General features: G+C 72.1%; 19 protein-coding genes and 1 riboswitch. Of the genes, 9 read left to right on the top strand and 10 right to left on the bottom strand.

Annotated elements, in window-relative coordinates:
- Positions 1 to 406: 406 nt before the first annotated feature.
- A complete protein-coding gene (locus tag C3492_RS00775; protein WP_103809750.1) occupies positions 407 to 682 on the bottom strand; it encodes a MoaD/ThiS family protein in 276 nt (91 codons plus the stop codon).
- A 148-nt stretch (positions 683 to 830) separates the two neighbouring features.
- On the bottom strand, positions 831 to 2,114 hold the full coding sequence (gene thrC, locus C3492_RS00770) for a threonine synthase (protein WP_103809749.1): 1,284 nt from the start codon (positions 2,112 to 2,114) through the stop codon (positions 831 to 833).
- A gap of 17 nt (positions 2,115 to 2,131) precedes the next feature.
- Positions 2,132 to 2,271: riboswitch (SAM riboswitch) on the bottom strand.
- 131 nt (positions 2,272 to 2,402) lie between these two features.
- Here thrC and C3492_RS00765 point away from each other — a divergent pair.
- Together C3492_RS00765 and C3492_RS00760 are read left to right on the top strand one after the other, a co-directional pair.
- Entirely contained in the window at positions 2,403 to 3,347 is a 945-nt protein-coding gene (locus C3492_RS00765; RefSeq protein ID WP_103809748.1) for a glucosyl-3-phosphoglycerate synthase, read from the top strand.
- Between the two features lie 74 nt (positions 3,348 to 3,421).
- Positions 3,422 to 4,861, top strand: coding sequence for a trehalose-6-phosphate synthase (locus C3492_RS00760; RefSeq protein ID WP_103809747.1), 1,440 nt, complete (start codon positions 3,422 to 3,424; stop codon positions 4,859 to 4,861).
- Here C3492_RS00760 and otsB read toward each other — a convergent pair.
- The 3 genes from otsB to C3492_RS00745 all read right to left on the bottom strand — a co-directional run bounded on the left by otsB (position 4,828) and on the right by C3492_RS00745 (position 7,306).
- Complete coding sequence (gene otsB / locus C3492_RS00755) at positions 4,828 to 5,691, bottom strand: trehalose-phosphatase (protein WP_103809746.1); 864 nt, start codon at positions 5,689 to 5,691, stop codon at positions 4,828 to 4,830. The two genes, C3492_RS00760 and otsB, sit on opposite strands and share 34 nt — an antisense overlap.
- A 102-nt stretch (positions 5,692 to 5,793) precedes the next feature.
- Positions 5,794 to 6,018, bottom strand: coding sequence for a DUF3263 domain-containing protein (locus tag C3492_RS00750; RefSeq protein ID WP_103809745.1), 225 nt, complete (start codon positions 6,016 to 6,018; stop codon positions 5,794 to 5,796).
- 34 nt (positions 6,019 to 6,052) lie between these two features.
- Positions 6,053 to 7,306: an ABC transporter substrate-binding protein gene (locus C3492_RS00745; protein WP_103809744.1), complete on the bottom strand. Its 1,254-nt coding sequence runs from the start codon at positions 7,304 to 7,306 to the stop codon at positions 6,053 to 6,055.
- Positions 7,307 to 7,447: 141 nt separating this feature from the next.
- Between C3492_RS00745 and C3492_RS00740 the strand changes: the two genes are divergently transcribed.
- From C3492_RS00740 to C3492_RS00730, 3 genes are all read left to right on the top strand, one after another.
- Positions 7,448 to 8,392 carry an ROK family protein gene (locus tag C3492_RS00740; protein ID WP_181140150.1) on the top strand — a complete coding sequence of 315 codons (945 nt, stop codon included), beginning with the start codon at positions 7,448 to 7,450 and terminating at the stop codon, positions 8,390 to 8,392.
- A gap of 110 nt (positions 8,393 to 8,502) precedes the next feature.
- Positions 8,503 to 9,630, top strand: coding sequence for an N-acetylglucosamine-6-phosphate deacetylase (nagA, locus tag C3492_RS00735; protein WP_103809742.1), 1,128 nt, complete (start codon positions 8,503 to 8,505; stop codon positions 9,628 to 9,630).
- 123 nt (positions 9,631 to 9,753) lie between these two features.
- Positions 9,754 to 10,683 (top strand): 1-phosphofructokinase family hexose kinase, encoded by a 930-nt coding sequence (locus tag C3492_RS00730; protein WP_103809741.1) that lies wholly within the window; start codon positions 9,754 to 9,756, stop codon positions 10,681 to 10,683.
- Here C3492_RS00730 and C3492_RS00725 read toward each other — a convergent pair.
- Both C3492_RS00725 and cdgB read right to left on the bottom strand, forming a co-directional pair.
- Positions 10,680 to 11,627, bottom strand: coding sequence for a CBM35 domain-containing protein (locus tag C3492_RS00725; RefSeq protein ID WP_103809740.1), 948 nt, complete (start codon positions 11,625 to 11,627; stop codon positions 10,680 to 10,682). The genes C3492_RS00730 and C3492_RS00725 overlap by 4 nt on opposite strands.
- 118 nt (positions 11,628 to 11,745) lie before the next feature.
- On the bottom strand, positions 11,746 to 13,401 hold the full coding sequence (cdgB, locus tag C3492_RS00720; protein ID WP_103809739.1) for a diguanylate cyclase CdgB: 1,656 nt from the start codon (positions 13,399 to 13,401) through the stop codon (positions 11,746 to 11,748).
- Positions 13,402 to 13,731: 330 nt separating this feature from the next.
- On the opposite strand from cdgB, the gene C3492_RS00715 reads away from it, so the two are divergent.
- Positions 13,732 to 14,304 carry a flavin reductase family protein gene (locus C3492_RS00715; protein ID WP_103809738.1) on the top strand — a complete coding sequence of 191 codons (573 nt, stop codon included), beginning with the start codon at positions 13,732 to 13,734 and terminating at the stop codon, positions 14,302 to 14,304.
- A 51-nt stretch (positions 14,305 to 14,355) separates the two neighbouring features.
- The gene (locus C3492_RS00710; RefSeq protein ID WP_103809737.1) at positions 14,356 to 14,817 is read left to right on the top strand and encodes a GNAT family N-acetyltransferase; all 462 of its coding nucleotides are present in this window, start codon (positions 14,356 to 14,358) and stop codon (positions 14,815 to 14,817) included.
- A 15-nt stretch (positions 14,818 to 14,832) separates the two neighbouring features.
- Here the strand turns inward: C3492_RS00710 and C3492_RS00705 are convergent, their stop codons facing one another.
- Positions 14,833 to 15,675 (bottom strand): sigma-70 family RNA polymerase sigma factor, encoded by an 843-nt coding sequence (locus tag C3492_RS00705; protein WP_103809736.1) that lies wholly within the window; start codon positions 15,673 to 15,675, stop codon positions 14,833 to 14,835.
- A 95-nt stretch (positions 15,676 to 15,770) separates the two neighbouring features.
- Positions 15,771 to 16,208 (bottom strand): alternative ribosome rescue aminoacyl-tRNA hydrolase ArfB, encoded by a 438-nt coding sequence (gene arfB / locus C3492_RS00700; protein ID WP_103809735.1) that lies wholly within the window; start codon positions 16,206 to 16,208, stop codon positions 15,771 to 15,773.
- Positions 16,209 to 16,375: 167 nt separating this feature from the next.
- On the opposite strand from arfB, the gene C3492_RS00695 reads away from it, so the two are divergent.
- Positions 16,376 to 16,951, top strand: coding sequence for a TerD family protein (locus tag C3492_RS00695; RefSeq protein WP_103809734.1), 576 nt, complete (start codon positions 16,376 to 16,378; stop codon positions 16,949 to 16,951).
- Positions 16,952 to 16,999: 48 nt separating this feature from the next.
- Here the strand turns inward: C3492_RS00695 and C3492_RS00690 are convergent, their stop codons facing one another.
- Complete coding sequence (locus C3492_RS00690; protein ID WP_103810022.1) at positions 17,000 to 17,500, bottom strand: hypothetical protein; 501 nt, start codon at positions 17,498 to 17,500, stop codon at positions 17,000 to 17,002.
- Positions 17,501 to 17,664: 164 nt separating this feature from the next.
- Between C3492_RS00690 and C3492_RS00685 the strand changes: the two genes are divergently transcribed.
- Positions 17,665 to 19,059, top strand: coding sequence for a M1 family metallopeptidase (locus C3492_RS00685; protein ID WP_181140125.1), 1,395 nt, complete (start codon positions 17,665 to 17,667; stop codon positions 19,057 to 19,059).
- The last annotated feature ends 22 nt before the right edge of the window (positions 19,060 to 19,081 follow it).

Genomic DNA, 19,081 nt, shown 5'->3' with positions numbered 1-19,081 from the left:
GCGGACCCGGGTCAGACCTCACCCCCCAACTGGTCGGGGGCGTGCGCCGGAACGCGTCGACCGCGGCTGAATGTATCTGTCCAACTGCCGTCTGCAACAGGTCAATCGGACGAGAATTCTGGACGCGAACGGTCCGGAATCTGGCGAGAATTCATACGAATTCAGGGCAAGTCGGGCCCCACAAAGGCCACAAAAGCCGCAGACAACCCACACACTTTGGCTACTTCTTGTCGGGCGGGCGGCAGGAAATCCAGGGCCCCCGACCCGGAGGCCGGGGCCGTGTTCCCCAACTCTACCGCGCTCAATCACACAGAATTGCCCCCTCCGTTTCTCTCACGGAGGGGGCAATCGGACGAACAGTCGGTAACCGCGGTTACCGAAGGTAATGAGCGCGCCGGTCCGCGGCTCAGCCGCCGGCGACCGCCGGGATGATCGAGACGCCGGCCCCGTCGGGGGTCGCGGTGTCCAGGCCCTGCTCGAAACGGACGTCGTCGTCGTTGACGTACACGTTGACGAACCGGCGCAGCTTGCCCTGGTCGTCCAGCACGCGCGCGGCGATGCCCGTGTGGTTCTTCTCCAGGTCGGCGATGACCTCGCCGAGCGTCGTGCCCTCGGCGGCGACCTCGGCCTGCCCGCCGGTGTAGGTGCGCAGGATGGTGGGGATGCGAACGGTCACGCTCATGCGGTGAGACCTCCGGTCGGGTTCTCGGGTACGGCGGGGCGGCGCCCCAGGGACGCGGGGCCGTGGTGCGGGTGCGGCAGCCGCCGCGTGGGCGCGATCGGCCGCCACCGGCCCGCGGATCGCGTTCGGCGTCCCGGCGGCACGCCTGTCATGCCAGGCCGGCCTCTCGGAAGGAGTCCAGGGTCGGGCGGATGGTGGCGGTGAGGCCGGTCCCGGCCACCGCGTCCAGGGTCTTCAAACCGTCGCCGGTGTTGAGGACGACCGTGGTCTTCGCCGGGTCCAGCACGCCCGCCTCCAGCAGCTTGCGGGTGACGCCGACGGTCACACCGCCTGCGGTCTCCGCGAAGATGCCCTCGGTCCGCGCGAGCAGCTTGATCGCGTCCACGACCTCCTCGTCCGTCACGTCCTCCACGGCACCGCCGGTGCGGCGCGCGATGTCCAGGACGTACGGCCCGTCGGCCGGGTTGCCGATGGCCAGGGACTTGGCGATGGTGTTCGGCTTCTGGGGCCGTACGACGTCGTGGCCGGCCTTGAAGGCGGTGGAGACCGGGGAGCAGCCCTCGGCCTGCGCGCCGAAGATCTTGTACGGCCTGTCCTCGACCAGACCGAGCTTGATCAGCTCCTGGAGCCCCTTGTCGATCTTCGTGAGCTGGGAGCCGGAGGCGATCGGGACCACGATCTGGTCCGGCAGCCGCCAGCCGAGCTGCTCGCAGATCTCGTACGCCAGGGTCTTGGACCCCTCCGCGTAGTACGGCCGCAGGTTGACGTTGACGAAGCCCCAGCCCTCGCCGGCCGGGTCGCCGATCAACTCGGAGCAGAAGCGGTTCACGTCGTCGTAGTTGCCCTCGATGCCGACGAGTTCACCGCCGTAGACCGCCGCCATGACGATCTTGCCCTGCTCCAGGTCGTGCGGGATGAACACGCAGGAGCGGAAGCCGGCGCGGGCGGCGGCGGCGCCGACGGCGCCGGCCAGGTTGCCGGTGGAGGAGCAGGACAGGGTGGTGAAGCCGAAGGCGCGGGCGGCCTCCAGGGCCTGGGCGACGACCCGGTCCTTGAAGGAGTGGGTCGGGTTGCCGGAGTCGTCCTTCACGTACAGACCGCCGGTCACGCCCAGCTCGCGGGCCAGGTTGTCGGCCTTGACGAGCTTGGTCCAGCCGGGGTTGATGTTCGGCTTGTCGGCGACGTCCGCCGGCACCGGCAGCAGGGGCGCGTAGCGCCAGATGTTCGCGGGACCCGCCTCGATGCGGCGGCGCAGTTCCTCGGTGTCGTAGGCGGAGAAGTCGTAGGCGATCTCCAGCGGGCCGAAGCACTCCTCGCAGGCGAAGACCGGGCCGAGCGGCACCCGGTGACCGCACTCGCGACAGCTCAGGGCCGCGGCGGGGCCGAGGTCGACGGTGGATTCGCTGGTGGTGGCAACTGTCTGCACAGCCATGGAGGCGAGGCCCTTTCTCCTCATCTTCCTCACGACGCATCTCGCCGTGAGACGGAATTGGCACCTTCCCTGGCCGTGAGCCTCGCGCGAACGAGTCCGGTCAGGGGGGTTGCCGGGGCTTCACCGGGCCGTGTCCCTCTGCCCCTCTGGATGAGCGGTATGCGGTTGTGGAACGCACCCGACCCCCGACATGCGATGGTCATCGGCGTTGTTCAAGACTGTAACCGACGGCCGGGACAGTTGAGATAGTCGTCCGAACCGCGAGACACGAGTGAGGAGCCACAGACTGTGCTGGAAGAAGTCGAGCGCTGGCTGACCACCCGGTCCTGGTCCGTGGCCGACCGACAGCTGCACCAGATCCTCGCCGCCAAGCAGCGCACGGGCCAGACCATCAGCGTCGTCCTGCCCGCGCTCAACGAGGAGGAGACCGTCGGCGACATCGTCGCGGTCATCCGGCACGACCTCGTGGAACAGGTGCCGCTCGTCGACGAGATCGTGGTCGTCGACTCCGGCTCCACCGACCGCACCTCCCAGGTCGCCGCGCGCGCCGGCGCCCGGGTCGTCCACCGCGACGCCATCCTGCCGCGCATCCCGGCCGTCCCCGGCAAGGGCGAGGTGCTGTGGCGGTCGCTGCTGGTCACCGGCGGGGACATCGTCTGCTTCATCGACGCGGACCTCAAGGAGTTCTCCTCCGACTTCGTCTCCGGGATCGTCGGCCCGCTGCTCACCGACCCGGACATCGACCTGGTCAAGGCGATGTACGACCGCCCGCTCGGCGGCAGTGCCGGGCAGGGCGGCCGGGTCACCGAACTCATGGCCCGCCCGCTGCTGAACATGCACTGGCCGCAGCTCGCCGGGTTCGTGCAGCCGCTGGGCGGCGAGTACGCGGCCCGCCGCACGCTGCTGGAACAGCTGCCGTTCCCGGTCGGCTACGGCGTGGAACTGGGCATGCTGGTGGACGCGCTGCACCTGGTGGGCCTGGACGCGCTGGCCCAGGTCGACGTGGGCGTGCGCAGGCACCGGCACCAGGACGGGCAGGCGCTCGGCCGGATGGCCGCCGCGATCTACCGCACCGCCCAGCTCCGGCTGGCCCGCGGCCATCTGATCCGGCCCGCGCTGACCCAGTTCGAGCGGGGGGAGGAAGGGTTCGAGCCGCGCACCTACTCGGTGGACACCGAGGAGCGGCCGCCCATGGTGGAGATCGCGGAGTACGCCGAACGGAAGGTGGCCTGAACGGGCCGTATACGGTCGGCGCGCCGGGCGGGCCGTACGTTTGAGCGGTTCGGGGCCGGGCTAGGTTGAGGCGTATGGCTTCCACGCTCGATGCTGCGCAAAAGGCTCAGGTGCTGGTCGCGTCGAACCGCGGCCCGGTCTCCTACCAGGTGGGCGAGGACGGCTCGCTGCACGCCCGACGGGGCGGCGGCGGGCTGGTCTCGGGACTGTCCGCCATCGGATCCGACGCGGACTCGGTGTGGGTGTGCGCGGCGCTCGACGACGGCGACCGGGCGGCCGTCCGGCGCGCGGACGGCGGGCTGCTGCCGGCCGAGGAGACCGGCGGGCAGCGGGTGCGGATGCTCGACATCGACGCGACCGTGCACGCCGAGGCGTACAACGGCATCGCCAACTCGGTGCTCTGGTTCGTCCACCACATGCTGTACCAGACGCCGCTGGAGCCGGTCTTCGACGCCGGCTTCCGACGGCAGTGGGCGTCGTACGAGGCCTACAACCGAGCGTTCGCCGAGGCGCTGGCCGAGGAGGCGGCCGAGGGCGCGGCCGTGCTGATCCAGGACTACCACCTGGCCCTGGCCCCGCGGATGCTCCGGCAGCTCCGGCCCGACCTGCGCATCGGCCACTTCTCGCACACCCCGTGGGCGCCGCCGGACTACTTCCGGCTCCTTCCCGACGACATCGCGGCCGAGCTGCTCAGCGGCATCCTGGGCGCGGACCGGGCGGCGTTCCTCACCCGGCGGTGGGCGGACGCGTTCACGGACTGCTGCCACGCGGTGCTCGGGCCCGGCATCCCCTCCGGCACCCGGATCGGGGTGCACGGGCTGGGCGCGGACGCGGACTTCCTGCGCGAGCGGGCGCACGAGCCGGACGTGGACGAGCGGATGGCGGCGCTGCGGGCGGAGATCGGAGCGGGCCGGAAGACGATCGTCCGGGTGGACCGGACGGAGCTCTCCAAGAACATCGTGCGCGGGCTGCTGGCGTACGAGCAGCTCCTGGAGGACCACCCGGAGTGGCGGGAGAAGGTCGTCCACGTGGCCTTCGCCTACCCGTCCCGGCAGGACCTCGCCGTGTACCGCGAGTACACCGCCGAGGTGCGGCGGGTCGCGGACGAGATCAACGAGCGGTACGGCACACCGGGCTGGACCCCGGTCGTGCTGCACGTGAAGGACGACTTCGCCCGCTCCCTGGCCGCGTACCGGCTGGCCGACGTGGCCCTGGTGAACCCCATCCGGGACGGCATGAACCTGGTCGCCAAGGAGGTCCCCGTCGTCTCCGACGAGGGCTGCGCGCTGGTGCTGTCGCGGGAGGCGGGGGCGTACGAGGAGCTGGGCGAGGACGCCTTCGTGGTGAACCCGTACGACATCGCGGGGACGGCACGGGCCCTGCACGAGGCGCTGAACCTGCCGGCGGACGCGCGGGCGGAGCGCTCGAAGCGACTGGCCGCCGCCGCGACCGCGCTGCCGCCGGCCCGGTGGTTCCTCGATCAGCTCGCGGCGCTGGACCCCCGGCCGAGCTGAGCGGCCAGCGCCCGGAGCAGGCCCACGACCCCCTCCGGGCCGTCGACCACCAGGTCGGCCCGGTCCGCCAGTTCCGTGACCTCCGTGCTGCCGCTGCACACCAGCAGGCCGGGGACGCCGTTGGTGCGGAGCTTCTCGACCGCGGCGAAGGCGGGGAGGTCGCCCAGGTCGTCACCGGCGTAGACGACGCAGCCGGCCTTGACGGCGCGGGCGTGGTCGAGGAGGGCCACGCCCTTGTCCATGCCCGGTGGGCGCAGCTCCAGGACCATGCGGCCGGGCTCGACGATCAGTCCGTGCCGGGTGGCGAGGTCGGCGAGGGGGGCGCGCAGGGCCTCGAAGGCGGCCTGCGGATCGGGGGCGCGGCGGGTGTGCACCGCCAGCGCCCGGCCCTTCTCCTCGATCCACGTGCCCTCCCCCGCTCCGGCGCGCTCCAGCAGGCCCGGCAGTTCGGCGCGGACGGCGGCCACGCCGGGGTGCGGGGGCGGGGCCGTGAGCTCGCCGGTGGCCGCCTCCCAGCGCTCGGCGCCGTAGTGGCCGAGGACGGTGAGGTGCGCCAGGCCGGGGACGTCGGCGAAGCCGCCGTAGCGGACCGCGACCTCGGGCGGCCGGCCGGTGATCACGGCGACGGAGGCGATCTCGGGGGCGAGGGCGGCGAGGGCGGGTACGGCCCCGGGGTGGGCGCGGGCCTGCTCGGGGTCGGCGACGATCGGGGCCAGCGTGCCGTCGAAGTCCAGACCGATCAGGGCGGTGCGGGGCTGCGCGAGCAGGGCGGCGAGGCCGTCCTGTCCGGCTTGGGTGCGCGGGGTCGGCAGAGCGTCCATGGCGTCCATACCGCGACACTATCCAGCCCGGGGGGTCTCACGCCTGGGGTTCGGCCGCCGCACGCCCGGGGCTCCGCCCCTGGACCCCGGCCCCGCCCACCCATCCGGGGCTCAGCGTTCCGCGCGTCTCGTTTCCCGGACGCGGCGCAGGCGGTTGACCGTCACCGGGTCGTGGGCCAGGGCCCGCGCGTCGTCCAGGAGGGCGTTGAGAAGCTGGTAGTAGCGGACGGGGGACAGGTCCAGCTCCTCCCGTATCGCGCGTTCCTTCGCGCCGGGGCCGGGGAAGGCCCGGCGCTCCAGCGCGAGGATCGCCTTCTCGCGGGTGCCCAGTTCCATGCCTGCCACGGTAGCGCGGGCACTGACAGCGGGCTCAGTTGACGCTGCTGCTGTCGGCCGCCATGGCCGTCGACTGCAGGCGGGTCAGGACGCCGGCGGGGCTGCCGCCGGGGGCGACCGCCTGGCCGATGTTCTGCTTCACGGCCGCGCTGACCGCCGCCCAGGAGGTCTTGCCGACGGGGTACAGCTCCGAGGTCGGCAGCTGCTCCAGGAAGGGGCGCAGGGCCTTGTCGGCGGAGGCGTCCGACGCCGCCATGGTGTTGGACGCGGAGCCGGTGACCGGCAGCAGCCCGTACTTCCGGGAGAAGTCGAGGACGTTCTTCTCGCTGTAGGCGAAGTCGAGGAAGTCGCCGATCTGCTGGGCGTGCCCGTTCTGCTTGAAGCCCATCATCCAGTCGGCGACGCCCATGGAGGCCCTGGCCCTGCCGGTGCGGCCCGGCATCGGCACCATGCCGAACTTCACGCCCTTCTTGGCCGCCTGCTGGATGAGCGTGGGATGCCCGTTGACCATGCCGACCTGGCCGTCGGCGAACGCGGCGAACGCGTCGGCGCGGTTCAGCTTGCCGGGGGCGACCGGGCCGGTCAGGCCCTTGCCGACCAGCTCGTCCTTGAGCCAGGTGAAGGTCTCGACGTTCGTGGCGGAGTCGATGGTGTAGGTGCCGACGTCGTCGGTGTAGCCGCTGCCGCCGTTGCCGCCGCTGAGCAGCCACTGCATGGTCTCGGCCTGGGCCTCCTCGGGACCGAGGGGCAGCGCGTACGGGTACTTCACGCCCTCCGCCTTGAGCGCCTTCGCGTCGGCGGCCAGCTCGTCCCAGGTGGTGGGTGCCGTGAGGTTCGCCTTGGTGAAGAGGTCCTTGTTGTAGAAGAGCACGCGCGTGGAGGCGGCGAACGGGATGCCGTACTGCGTGTGCTTCCACTGGCCGGCGTCGGAGAGCTGGGAGAGGAGGTCCGCCTGGGTGCGTATGGAGAGCAGGTCGGAGACCGGGTAGAGCTTGCCGGCGGCGGCGTAGTCGGCGTAGGCGCCGATCTGGGCCATGTCCGGGGCGTGGCCGGCGTCGACCATCTCCTTGACCTTGCGGTCGACGTCGTTCCAGGAGTAGACGCTGACCTCGACCTTCACGCCGGAGTGCTGCTTCTCGTACTCCTTGACCAGGGCGTCCCAGTACTTCTTGGAGCTGTTGGCGGCGGAGTCGCCGTAGTCGGCGGCGACGAGTCTGAGGGTCACGTCGGAGGAGCCCGTACTCCCGCAGCCGCCGAGGACCGCCGTCATGCCCAGTGCGGACACCACCGCGATCGTTCCTGCCGTACGCCGACGCACGCTCAAATCCCCAACCCTGCTGTCTGACGGTTCAATATGTGGACACATAAGGTCTACACCACGTGAGTGGACTAGACCTCTCCCGGGTGGGAGGGTCACACTAGGCCCGTGGTGAGACATGTCATCGCCCTCGACGTGGGCGGTACCGGGATGAAGGCCGCCCTGGTCGGTGACGACGGCGCGCTGCTCCACCGCGCCCGCCGCGCCACCGGCCGCGAGCGCGGCCCCGAGGCGGTGCTCGCGGGCATCCTCGACTTCGCCGCCGAGCTGCGCGCGTACGGCGTCGAGCACTACGGCGAACCCGCCGGCGCGGCCGGCATCGCCGTCCCCGGCATCGTCGACGAGACGACCGGCACCGCCGTCTACGCCGCCAACCTGGGCTGGCGGGACGTACCCCTGCGGGCCCTGCTCACCGACCGGCTCGGGGTGCCCGTCGCCCTCGGCCACGACGTCCGCACCGGCGGCCTCGCGGAGGGCCGGATCGGCGCGGGCCGGGGCGCCGACCGGTTCCTGTTCGTGCCGCTGGGCACCGGTATCGCCGGCGCCATCGGCATCGACGGCCGGGTGGAGGCCGGCGCGCACGGCTTCGCGGGCGAGATCGGCCACATCGTCGTACGCCCCTCGGGCACGGTCTGCCCCTGCGGGCAGCGCGGCTGCCTGGAGCGGTACGCCTCCGCGTCCGCCGTCAGCGCGGCCTGGGCGGCGGCCTGCGGCGACCCCCGGGCGGACGCGTCGGACTGCGCGAAGGCCGTCGCGTCCGGCGACCCGAACGCCGTCCGGGTCTGGCAGGAGGCGGTGGACGCGCTCGCCGACGGGCTGGTCACCGCCCTCACCCTGCTGGACCCCCGCACGCTGATCATCGGTGGCGGGCTGGCCGAGGCGGGGGAAGTGTTGTTCCAGCCCCTGCGGGACGCCGTCCGGCACCGGGTCACCTTCCAGAAACTGCCGACGATCGTCCCGGCCGCGCTGGGCGACACGGCCGGCTGCCTGGGCGCGGGGCTGCTCGCGCAGGACCTGCTGACAGCCACATCCACGACTCCGGAGGTAAGCACCTGATGGCAACCGAGCGGGAAACTCCGGGCACGTACGGCGCCCCGTCAGGGGCGCGGGACGGAGCCGATCTGCGGCTTCGCCGCGGGGCGCGATCAGCCCCCACCGGCCCGCAGGTGCTCACCGGCGCGAACGTGGTGCTCCCCACCGGCACGGTGAAGGGCGGGCGGCTGGCCGTAGCGGGCAAGCGCATCACCAGCACCCCTCCGGCCGACGCCCAGCTGATCGACGTCACCGGCCACTGGCTGGTCCCCGGCTTCGTGGACATCCACAACCACGGCGGAGGCGGAGCCTCCTTCTCCGGCACCGCCGAGCAGATCCTCACCGCCGTCCACACGCACCGCCTCCACGGCACCACCACCCTCGTCGCCTCCACCGTCACCGACGAGATGGACCTGCTGGTGCGTCAGGCCGGCCTGCTGAGCGAGCTGGCCGAGCAGGGCGACATCGCGGGCATCCACTTCGAGGGGCCGTTCATCTCGCCGTGCCGCAAGGGCGCGCACTCCGAGAAGCTGCTGCGCGACCCGGACCCGGCCGAGGTCCGCAAGCTGATCGACGCGGCGCGCGGCAAGGCGAAGATGGTCACCCTCGCGACCGAGCTGCCGGGCGGCATCGACTCCGTACGGCTGCTCGCCGACCACGGCGTGATCGCGGCGATCGGGCACACCGACGCCGGCTACGAGCAGACGGTCGAGGCGATCGACGCGGGCGCCACCGTCGCCACCCACCTCTTCAACGCCATGCCCGCCCTGAACCACCGCGCGCCCGGCCCGATCGCCGCCCTGCTGGAGGACGAGCGGGTCACGGTCGAGCTGATCAACGACGGCGTCCATCTGCACCCCGCCGCGCTGGAGCTGGCGTTCCATCACGCGGGCGCGCACCGGGTGGCGTTCATCACCGACGCGATGGACGCGGCCGGCACCGGCGACGGGCGCTACATGCTCGGCCCGCTGGAGGTCGAGGTCAGCGAGGGCGTGGCACGGCTGGTGGAGGGCGGTTCGATCGCGGGCTCCACGCTGACGCTGGACCGCGCGTTCCAGCGGGCGGTGACCGTCGACAAGCTGTCGGTGGAGGACGCCGTGACCGCTCTGTCGGCCAACCCGGCCCGGCTGCTCGGCCTCTTCGACCGCGTCGGCTCGCTGGAGCCCGGCAAGGACGCCGACCTGGTCCTGCTGGATGCGGACTTCGAGCTGAAGGGCGTGATGCGGCAGGGCGAATGGGTGGTAGCGCCCCAACTGCCCTGATCCGTACCGGCGTCGAGGAGACGGCGGCCGACCCGCGCACTGGGCCGGCCGCCGTCTCTTTGACATGATCGAGGCCCCGGAAAACCGAGACAGCCGCACGGACTTCGAGGGAGGTCGGCCCGGGTGATCCTCACGGTCACGCTGAACACCGCTCTCGACATCACCTACCGCGTACGGTCGTTGCGGCCGCACGCCTCGCACCGCGTCTCCGAGGTGGTGGAGCGGCCCGGCGGGAAGGGCGTGAACGTGGCCCGGGTGCTGGCCGCGCTCGGCCACGAGGTGACGGTCACCGGCTTCGCGGGCGGCGGGACCGGCCGGGCGATACGCGACCGGCTGACCGGCACGCCCGGCCTGACGGACGCGCTGGTGCCGGTCGCCGGGGCGACCCGGCGCACGATAGCCGTGGTCGACGAACTGTCGGGGGACACGACCCAGCTGAACGAGCCCGGCCCGCAGATCGAGCCGGCCGAGTGGGGGGCCTTCCTCGACCGTTACGAGGAACTGCTGGGCGGCGCCTCGGCGGTGGCCCTGTGCGGGAGCCTGCCCCCGGGGGTCCCGGTCGGCGCGTACGCGAACCTGGTCCGGCTGGCCCGTGCGCAGGGTGTCCCCGTCCTGCTGGACACCAGCGGTGAGCCCCTGCGCCGCGGGGTGGCGGCCCGCCCGGACATCATCAAGCCCAACGCCGACGAACTGGCCGAACTCACCGGCTCCCACGACCCGCTGCGCGCCACCCAGGACGCCCGACGCCGCGGCGCCCACGCGGTGGTCGCCTCCCTCGGCACGGACGGCCTCCTCGCCGTCACCCCGGAGGGCCGCTGGCGCGCCGCCCCGCCGGCCCGCATCCCGGGCAACCCGACCGGCGCGGGCGACTCGGCGGTGGCGGGCCTGCTGTCCGGCCTGGTGGAACACGTCCCCTGGCCGGACCGCCTCACCCGCGCGGTCGCCTTGTCGACGGCGACGGTACGGTCCCCCGTGGCGGGCGAGTTCGACCGGGCGGCGTACGAGGAGCTGCGGGGGCAGGTGACGGTGACCGGGGTGGTCAGCGCGGCCTAGCTGTCCTTCTTGACCCGCCCCGGCTTCAGCTTGACGTTGCTGATCAGGACGTTGCACTTGTCGCCGGAGCCGCAGGAGATGGAGATCGTGTTGGAGCCCTGCTTCAGGATCGGCCACACGTAGGAGCGAGTCCAGCCGTTGGCGAAGTCGCCGTCCTTGGCGTGCCGCCAGTTGTCCAGGCCGAGCTTGCCGCCGAACGGGGTGCCGTTGACGGTGACCGACATCTCCTGGTCGTCACCGGTCGCGCTGTAGTACACGAACAGGGTGTACGGGCCGTCCGACGGGGCGTTGACGTTCCAGGTGACCGAGGCGCCGGGCTGGTTCAGCCCCGTCACATAGCTGCCGTCGGAGGAGGTCGCTCCCTTGACGTCCGAAGCCGTCGACGCGCCGCCGGCCGGCGTGAGCGCCGAGGCGTCGGACTGCATCGAGTCGCTCGCCGCCGAACTGCTCCCCGAAGGGCTCGGGCTGCTGGTCTGCGACTGGGTCGGGGTGGAGCCGGCCTCGTTGCCGGACTTGTCGTCGTCCGTGTTGCCGTTGATCATCGCGACGCCGATGCCGATGACGACCGCGGCGACCACCGCGATGGCGCCGATCAGCAGGCCCTTGGTGTTGGGGCCGCGGCGGCCGGACGCGGGGGGCGCGGGGCGGTGGGAGGCCGGGGCGCCGCCGGGGAGCGTCTCCGGGGCCTGGTAGTGGGCGTTCGGCTGGCCGTAGGCGCCCTGCTGGGGAACGCCCTGGCCGTAGGTCGCCTGCGGCGGCTGACCGTGCGGGGCCTGCTGCGCGCCGTAGCTGCGCTCGCCGACCGTGCGCACCCTGCTGACCGAGTTCGGGTAGCCGTAACCGCCGGACGGCGGCTGGGCTCCCCGGGCCTGGCCGTCTGCGTACAGGTAGCCGAACGGGTCGTCGTCCTCGGGCGTGCTCGCGCCGTTGTCGCCGGGCGTCATCCCTTGGTACTCCTCAACAGGTGCGGGCGGATGCGGTACGGGTGTGGAATGGCGAGCCTACCCGCTCTCGCTGGCCCAAACGGGTGACTCGGACCGCATCAACTCGCTGACCTGCGCATCATCCAGCGCGGCGGTGCTGTTTGGGACGAGATCGTTTCTCTACGTACATCCGCTCGTCGGCGGACTTCAGCACCTCGTCCGCCGTCATGCCGCAGTGGGCCCAGCCGATGCCGAAACTCGCGCCCACCCGGACGGCCCGGCCCTCGGCGCGGATCGGCTGGATGATCTCGTTGCGCAGCCGTACGGCGAGATCCTGGGCGTCGGCCCGGCCGAGGCCGTCGGCGAGGATCACGAACTCGTCGCCGCCGAGCCGGGCGACCGTGTCGCCGTCCCGGACGCCGTTGCTCAGCCGCCGGGCGACCTCGATGAGCACCGCGTCGCCCGCGTTGTGCCCGAACCGGTCGTTGATCGACTTGAAGCCGTCGAGGTCGCAGAAGAGGACCGCGAGGCCCTTGGTGCCGTCGTCGCGGCCGTCCTCGGGGGCGACGGTGTGCACATGGTGGTCGTAGGCGTCGAAGCCCTCCGTGCCCGGCGTGAAGTCGAAGCCGTGGCCCGCGGGGGCGTCGAAGGCGGGGTGGCCGTAGGCAGCGTCCAGGGACTCCACGGCGCCGGCGTGGGCGGGGCGCCGGCAGAGCCGGGCGGACAGGCGCGAGCGCAGTTCGGCGGAGTTGGGCAGGCCGGTCAGCGAGTCGTGGGAGGCGCGGTGGGCGAGCTGGAGCTCGCGCCGCTTGCGCTCCTCTATGTCCTCGACGTGGGTGAGGAGGAAGCGGGGGCCGTCGGCGGCGTCGGCGACGACGCTGTTGCGCAGGGACACCCAGACGTAGGTGCCGTCGCGGCGGCCCAGGCGCAGTTCCGCACGGCCGCCTTCCGCGGAGGTCCGCAGCAGGGTGCCGACGTCCTCGGGGTGGACCAGGTCGGCGAAGGAGTAGCGGCGCATCGCGGAGGCGGGCCGGCCGAGCAGCCGGCACAGGGCGTCGTTGGTGCGCAGGATGCGGCCGTGCTGGTCGCCGCCCATCTCGGCGATGGCCATGCCGGAGGGGGCGTACTCGAAGGCCTGCCGGAAGGATTCCTCGCTGGCGCGCAGGGCCTGCTGCTCGCGTTCCAGGCGGACCAGGGCGCGCTGCATGTTGGCGCGCAGGCGCGCGTTGCTGATCGCGATGGCGGCCTGGAAGGCGTACATCTGGAGGGCCTCACGGCCCCAGGCGCCGGGGCGGCGGCCGTTGCGCGGCCGGTCGACGGATATGACGCCGAGCAGTTCGCCGCAGGTGCCGCCCTGCACGCCGGGGGTGTACATGGGCGCGAAGAGCCGGTCGGAGGGGTGCCACTCGTCCTCGAAGCGCGGCGCGGGCCCGTCGGTGTACCACTGGGGGACGTCGTCGTCGTCGAGGACCCAGCCCTCGGTGTGCGGTATGAAGACGAGGTCGCCCCAGCGTTCGCCCATGCTCAGCCGCCGGTCCCAGGACTCGCGTGAGCCGGCCCGGCCGGTGATCAGGGCCTCGGCGGCGGAGTTGCCGGAGAAGGCGGCGACCACGAGATCGCCGTCCTGACGGACCAGGTTGACGGCCGCCATCTCGTAGCCGAGGGCGGACACGGCGCCGTCGGCGACGGTCTGCAGTGTGTCCGCCAGGCTGCGCGCCGTGTTCATGTCGGCCATGACCTGGTGCAGCTGTCGCAGGGACGCAAGACGGACATACGGCTCCGACTCGGTCTCCATGCTCACCCTCCCCCCGAGACCTCGCAGCGAATCAAGGGTTGTGTCTGAACCTCTTCGTGGCTTCCCCGCCACTGAATCACAGCGCGAAGCCCACTCGGTACACAGGGTCAACAATTCCCGTCTCTTGTGACTCAAGTCACAGGAGAACGTGAACAATTGAGTGGAGTTTATGCGTTTGCCCTGTGCGTTTCCTGAACGCACAGCGTGCGCCCGTGCTCACATGATGCACGTATCTGGCCGTTCGCCGCCTGTGTGCGCCGCTGGTCCTAGGACCCGGTTCGGACGGAGGGCCGATGCGGGTCGCGCGGGGCGGGGGCTAGCGTTTCCGGCGTGCTGAAGACTCCCTCCCCCACGACCCCCCTGCCTTCCGGGCATGCTGAGGGGGTGAGCAACGACGAGTTCCGGGCCGCGATGTCCCGGCTGGCCGCGGGCGTGGTCCTGGTGACCGCGCAGGAACCGCCGCTGGACCCGGACGACCCCGAGGCGCCGGGCGTGGAGGACGTCGGCATGACCGCCACCGCCTTCATGTCCGTCTCCCTCGACCCGCCACTGGTCCTGGTCAGCCTGCGCACGGGCGCCCGCATGGACGACCTGCTCGACGAGCAGCCGCTGTGGGCGGTGTCGGTCCTCACCGAGAGCCAGCGGCACATCGCCGGCCGCTTCGCCATGAAGGGCCGCATCAGCGACCGGCTGCTCTTCGAGGACATCCCCTACGTCCGGGGCGAGGTCACCGGCGCCCCGCTGGTCGGCGGCGCGCTGGCCACCCTGGAGTGCCGGACCGAGCAGCGGGTGACCGCCGGGGACCACACCCTGGTCATCGGCCGTGTCCTCACCGCCCGGGTGCCGAGCGCCGAGGGGGGCCCGCTGCTGTACTTCCGGGGCCGGTACCGGCAGTTGGGCTGAGCGGCGGGAATCACGTGGCGGACGGAGGGGCCGCGTGCCTACCGTGCGCGGATGACACCGCGTCTGGAAGAGGTCACCCCGGCCACCTTCGACACCGCCGTCGCCGTCCGAGTCCGCCCCGACCAGGAACACGCCGTCTCGCCGGTCGTGCAGTCCCTGGCCGAGGCCTACGTCCATCCCCCCGGTGTCGCCTGGCCCCGCCTGATCGTCGACCAGGACCACGTGGTCGGCTTCCTGATGGCCTTCCTCGACATCGACTGGCACGGCGACGGCAGCGTGCACCGCTCCGGATTGTGGCGGCTGAACATCGCCGCGGGCGAACAGGGCCTGGGCTACGGCCGTTTCGCCGTGGACGCCGTGGCCGGTGAGATCCGCCGCCGGGGCGGCACGGAGCTGTACGTCAGCTGGCACCCCGGCCCGGACGGCCCCGAGGAGTTCTACCTCCGCCTGGGCTTCCGGAAGAACGGGGAGACGAGCGGAGGCCAGACGGTGGGGGTGCTGGACCTGTCCTGAGCGGCCCGTTCCGGGCTAGACCTCCTCGACGGTGAGGTCCGCCAGCCGGGCGGGCTCGGTGATGATGTCGATCACCGCGATGCGGTCGGCGGCGAAGGTGAAGGCCAGGACCCGCTCCGGGCGGCCGTCGGCGAACACGGCCAGGCCGGTGGTGGTGCCGCCGACCAGCACCGGACGCGCGACGCGCGCCAGATGGGCGAAGCTCGCCGCGCCGGCGGCGACCCGGGCCGCACCGCTCTTAACACCGGCCTCGGAACGGGCCTCCACCTCGGGGTCGAGCACCTCAAGCAGCCCGTCGAAGTCGCCGTTGCGCGCGGCGGCGAGGAAGGCGTCCACCACCTCCCGCTGCCGGGCCAGGTCGGCCTCCGGCGCCTGCCCGCCCCGCACCCGGCGCCGGGCCCGGCTGGCGAGCTGCCGCGCCGCGGCCGGACTGCGGCCGAGGATGCCGCCGATCTCCTCGAAGGGCACCCCGAACAGGTCGTGCAGCACGAAGGCGAGCCGCTCGGCCGGGGAGAGCGTGTCCAGGACGACGAGGAGGGCCGGCCCGACCGAGTCGGCGAGCAGGGCGTCCTGCGCGGGATCCGGCTCGGCGGAGGGCGCCGGCCGCCAGGTCTCCAGCGGCTGCTCGCCCCGGGAGCGGCGGGAGCGGAGCATGTCGAGGCAGACCCGGCCGACGACGGTCGTCAGCCAGCCGCCGAGGTTCTCCACCTCACCGGTGTCGGACCGGATCAGCCGGAACCACGCCTCCTGGACGGCGTCCTCGGCCTCGGCGGCGGAGCCGAGCATCCGGTGGGCGACGGCCCGCAGATGCCCCCGGTGGGCCTCGAAGCGCTGGGCGAGGAAGTCGTTGTCGGTCATGGGTGGCTGCGGCCTCTCCGTCGGCGTCCTCGGCGGTCCCGAGTGCTCCTGCACCACCCTGACGACAGGGAACCGGGAGATGTGACAGGGCGCAGCTAGCCCCAGTCCCGGCCCGAGCGGCCCCGCTTGGTCTCCGCGCGCTGTTTCTTCTGCCGCAGCCGGCGTTCGTTGATGCCGCGCGGGATGCGGGTCGGCTTGCGGGGCTTGGGCGGCGGCGCGGTGGCCTCCGCGAGGAGCGCGGCGAGGCGTACGGCGGCGGCCTCCCGGTTGCGCCACTGGGAGCGGTGCTCCGAGGCCCGTACGGACACCACCCCGTCGACGAGGCGGCCGGCCAGCCGTCGCAGCGCCCGCTCCTTCCACACCGGAGGGAGCGCCTCCGTGCGGGCGAGGTCGAAGCGCAGCTCGACCTGCGAGTCGCTGGTGTTGACGTGCTGGCCACCGGGCCCGGAGGACCTGGAGAAACGCCACATCAGCTCGGCCTCGGGAAGCGAGACCGAGCCACGGATGAGGTAGGGCCCGGACATGTCTTTCATGTTCCCGGCCCGGCCCGCCTCACGTCACCTGGATTTCCGGTTCGGTAAAAAAGGTAAAGGGATCCGGAACCACAGGGACCCCCCTCGACGTTGTCCCCGGTGACGGTAGCTTCGTCGGCACAGAGTGCACGGATACGCACGGGATATCTAAGGAAGGGACTCCCAACATGGCTGTAAGCCTGTCCAAGGGTGGCAACGTCTCGCTCACCAAGGAGGCTCCGGGCCTGACCGCCGTCACCGTGGGCCTCGGCTGGGACGTCCGCACCACGACCGGCACCGACTTCGACCTGGACGCCTCCGCCATCGCGGTGAACACCCAGGGCAAGGTCTACTCGGACGCCCACTTCGTCTTCTTCAACAACAAGCAGACCCCGGACAACTCGATCGTCCACACGGGCGACAACCGCACGGGCGAGGGCTCCGGCGACGACGAGGCGATCAACGTCAACCTGGCCGCGCTCCCGGCGGACATCGAGAAGGTCGTCTTCCCGGTCTCCATCTACGACGCCGAGAACCGCGGCCAGAACTTCGGCCAGGTCCGCAACGCCTACATCCGCATCGTCAACCAGGCGGGCGGCGCCGAGATCGCGCGCTACGACCTGTCCGAGGACGCGGCCACCGAGACGGCCATGATCTTCGGCGAGCTGTACCGCAACGGCGCGGAGTGGAAGTTCCGTGCGGTGGGCCAGGGCTACGCCTCGGGCCTGGTGGGCATCGCCCAGGACTTCGGCGTCAACGTCTGACGGCCGGGCCGTGCGAGCAGGCCCCCGGCTCACGGCCGGGGGTCCTCGTCAGCGCACCCGGGGGAAGCGGGCCTGAAGGGTCCAGATCGCCGGGTTCTCCGCCAGGTCCTCGTGGAGGTCGATGAGGTCGGCGAGCAGGTCGTGCAGGAAGTCGCGGGCCTCGCGGCGGAGTTCGGCGTGGGAGAAGGTCAGCGGGGACTCCTCGGCCGGCATCCAGTCGGCGGCGATGTCGACCCAGCCGAAGCGGCGCTCGAACAGCATGCGGTCGGTGGACTCGGTGAAGTCCAGTTCCGCCCGCTGCGGGCGGGCGGCGCGGGAGCCCATCGGGTCCCGGTCCAGCCGTTCCACGATGTCGCACAGCGCCCACGCGAAGTCCAGCACCGGCACCCATCCCCAGGCTGTGGACAGCTCCCGGTCGGACTCGGTGTCCGCGAGATAGACGTCCCCGCAGAACAGGTCGTACCGCAGCGCGTGGACGTCCGCGCGGCGGTAGTCGGTCTGCGGGGGGTCCGGGAACCGGTTGGAGAGGGCGTAGCCGATGTCGAGCACGCAGAAGATGGTGTCACGCCGACCGGCCCGGCCTCGCCCACGGTCCACCGGGCCCCGCCGGCCCGGACCGCCTCGCCCACGGTCCACCGGACGCTGCCGGCCCGGCCCCACCTCCGGAACGCCGGACCCTGCCGGGCTGGGCCCCCGCGCCTAAGATCGCTGACATGTCCAGATCCGTACGCCTTGTCCCGGCCCTCTGCGCGCTCCTCGCCCTCGCCCTCACCGGCACCGCGTGCGACGGCGGCGTGCGGGGCACCCCGGGCGGCTCCGGGGTGCGCGACCCGTACTTCCCGAAGGCCGGCAACGGTGGCTACGACGTCGGCCACTACGCCCTCACCCTGGACTACACCCCGGCCACCCGCCGGCTCACCGGCACGGCCGTCATCACCGCCCGGGCCAACCGGGACCTGTCCGCCTTCGACCTCGACCTCGCCGGACTGCGCGTCGACTCGGTCACCGTCGAGGGCGAGGACGCCCGCTGGAACCGCGCCGGACAGGAACTCACCGTCCGCCCGCACGACGACCTCAGCAAGGGCGAGACCTTCCGCACGACCGTCCGCTACTCGGGCACCCCGCGCACCCTCAGCGACCCCGACGGCTCCGAGGAGGGCTGGCTGCCCACCGCCGACGGCGCCCTCGCCCTCGGTGAACCCGTCGGCTCCATGGCCTGGTTCCCGGGCAACCACCACCCCTCCGACAAGGCGACGTACGACATCTCGGTCACCGTCCCGAAGGGGCTCCAGGCGATCTCCAACGGCGAGCTGACGGACCAGAGCACGCAGGGCGGCCGTACCGCCTACCACTGGCACACCGCCCGGCCCATGGCGAGCTATGTCGCCACCGTCGCCATCGGCCACTACGACATCACCCGCGGCACCGGCCCGCACGGCCTGCCCCTCCTCACCGCCGTCGACCCCACCCAGGCCGAGGCGAGCGCCAAGGTGCTCGCGAGGATCCCGGAGATCCTGGACTGGCAGGAGTACAACTTCGGGCCGTACCCCTTCTCCTCGGCCGGCGCGATCGTCGACCGCCCGCAGGACGCCGGATACGCCCTGGAGACCCAGAACCGGCCCGTCTTCCCCGCCGACCAGCTGAACACCTCGGTCCTCGTGCACGAACTCGCCCACCAGTGGTACGGCGACTCGGTCACCCCCCGGTCCTGGCGGGACATGTGGCTCAACGAGGGCTTCGCGACGTACGCGGAGTGGCTGTACGACGAGGACCACGGCGGTCCCACCGCCCAGCAGACGTTCACCCGCCTGTACGAGAGCGACCGCGAGGACATCTGGGCGTTCCCGCCGGCGAAGCAGTCCGATGCCGGGCACATCTCCGGCAGCCCGGTCTACGAGCGCGGCGCGATGGTCCTGCAGAAGATCCGGCAGAAGGTCGGCGACGACACCTTCTACGACATCGTCCAGGGCTGGGCCGCCGACCACCGCGACGCCACCGTGAGCACCGCCGACTTCACCGCGTACGTCGAGAAGAAGGCCCCGGACCAGGATTTCGGCGGTATCTGGAAGGACTGGCTGTACGGCGACGGCAAGCCGGACCACCCGTGAGGACGGGCGGCCCGGCCACCGT

Origin of the sequence: Streptomyces sp. Ru62, from assembly GCF_002920615.1 — a bacterium.
Classification (GTDB): domain Bacteria; phylum Actinomycetota; class Actinomycetes; order Streptomycetales; family Streptomycetaceae; genus Streptomyces.
The sequence above is the reverse complement of the archived record's forward strand: the minus strand, read 5'-3'. Positions and strand labels throughout refer to the sequence as shown.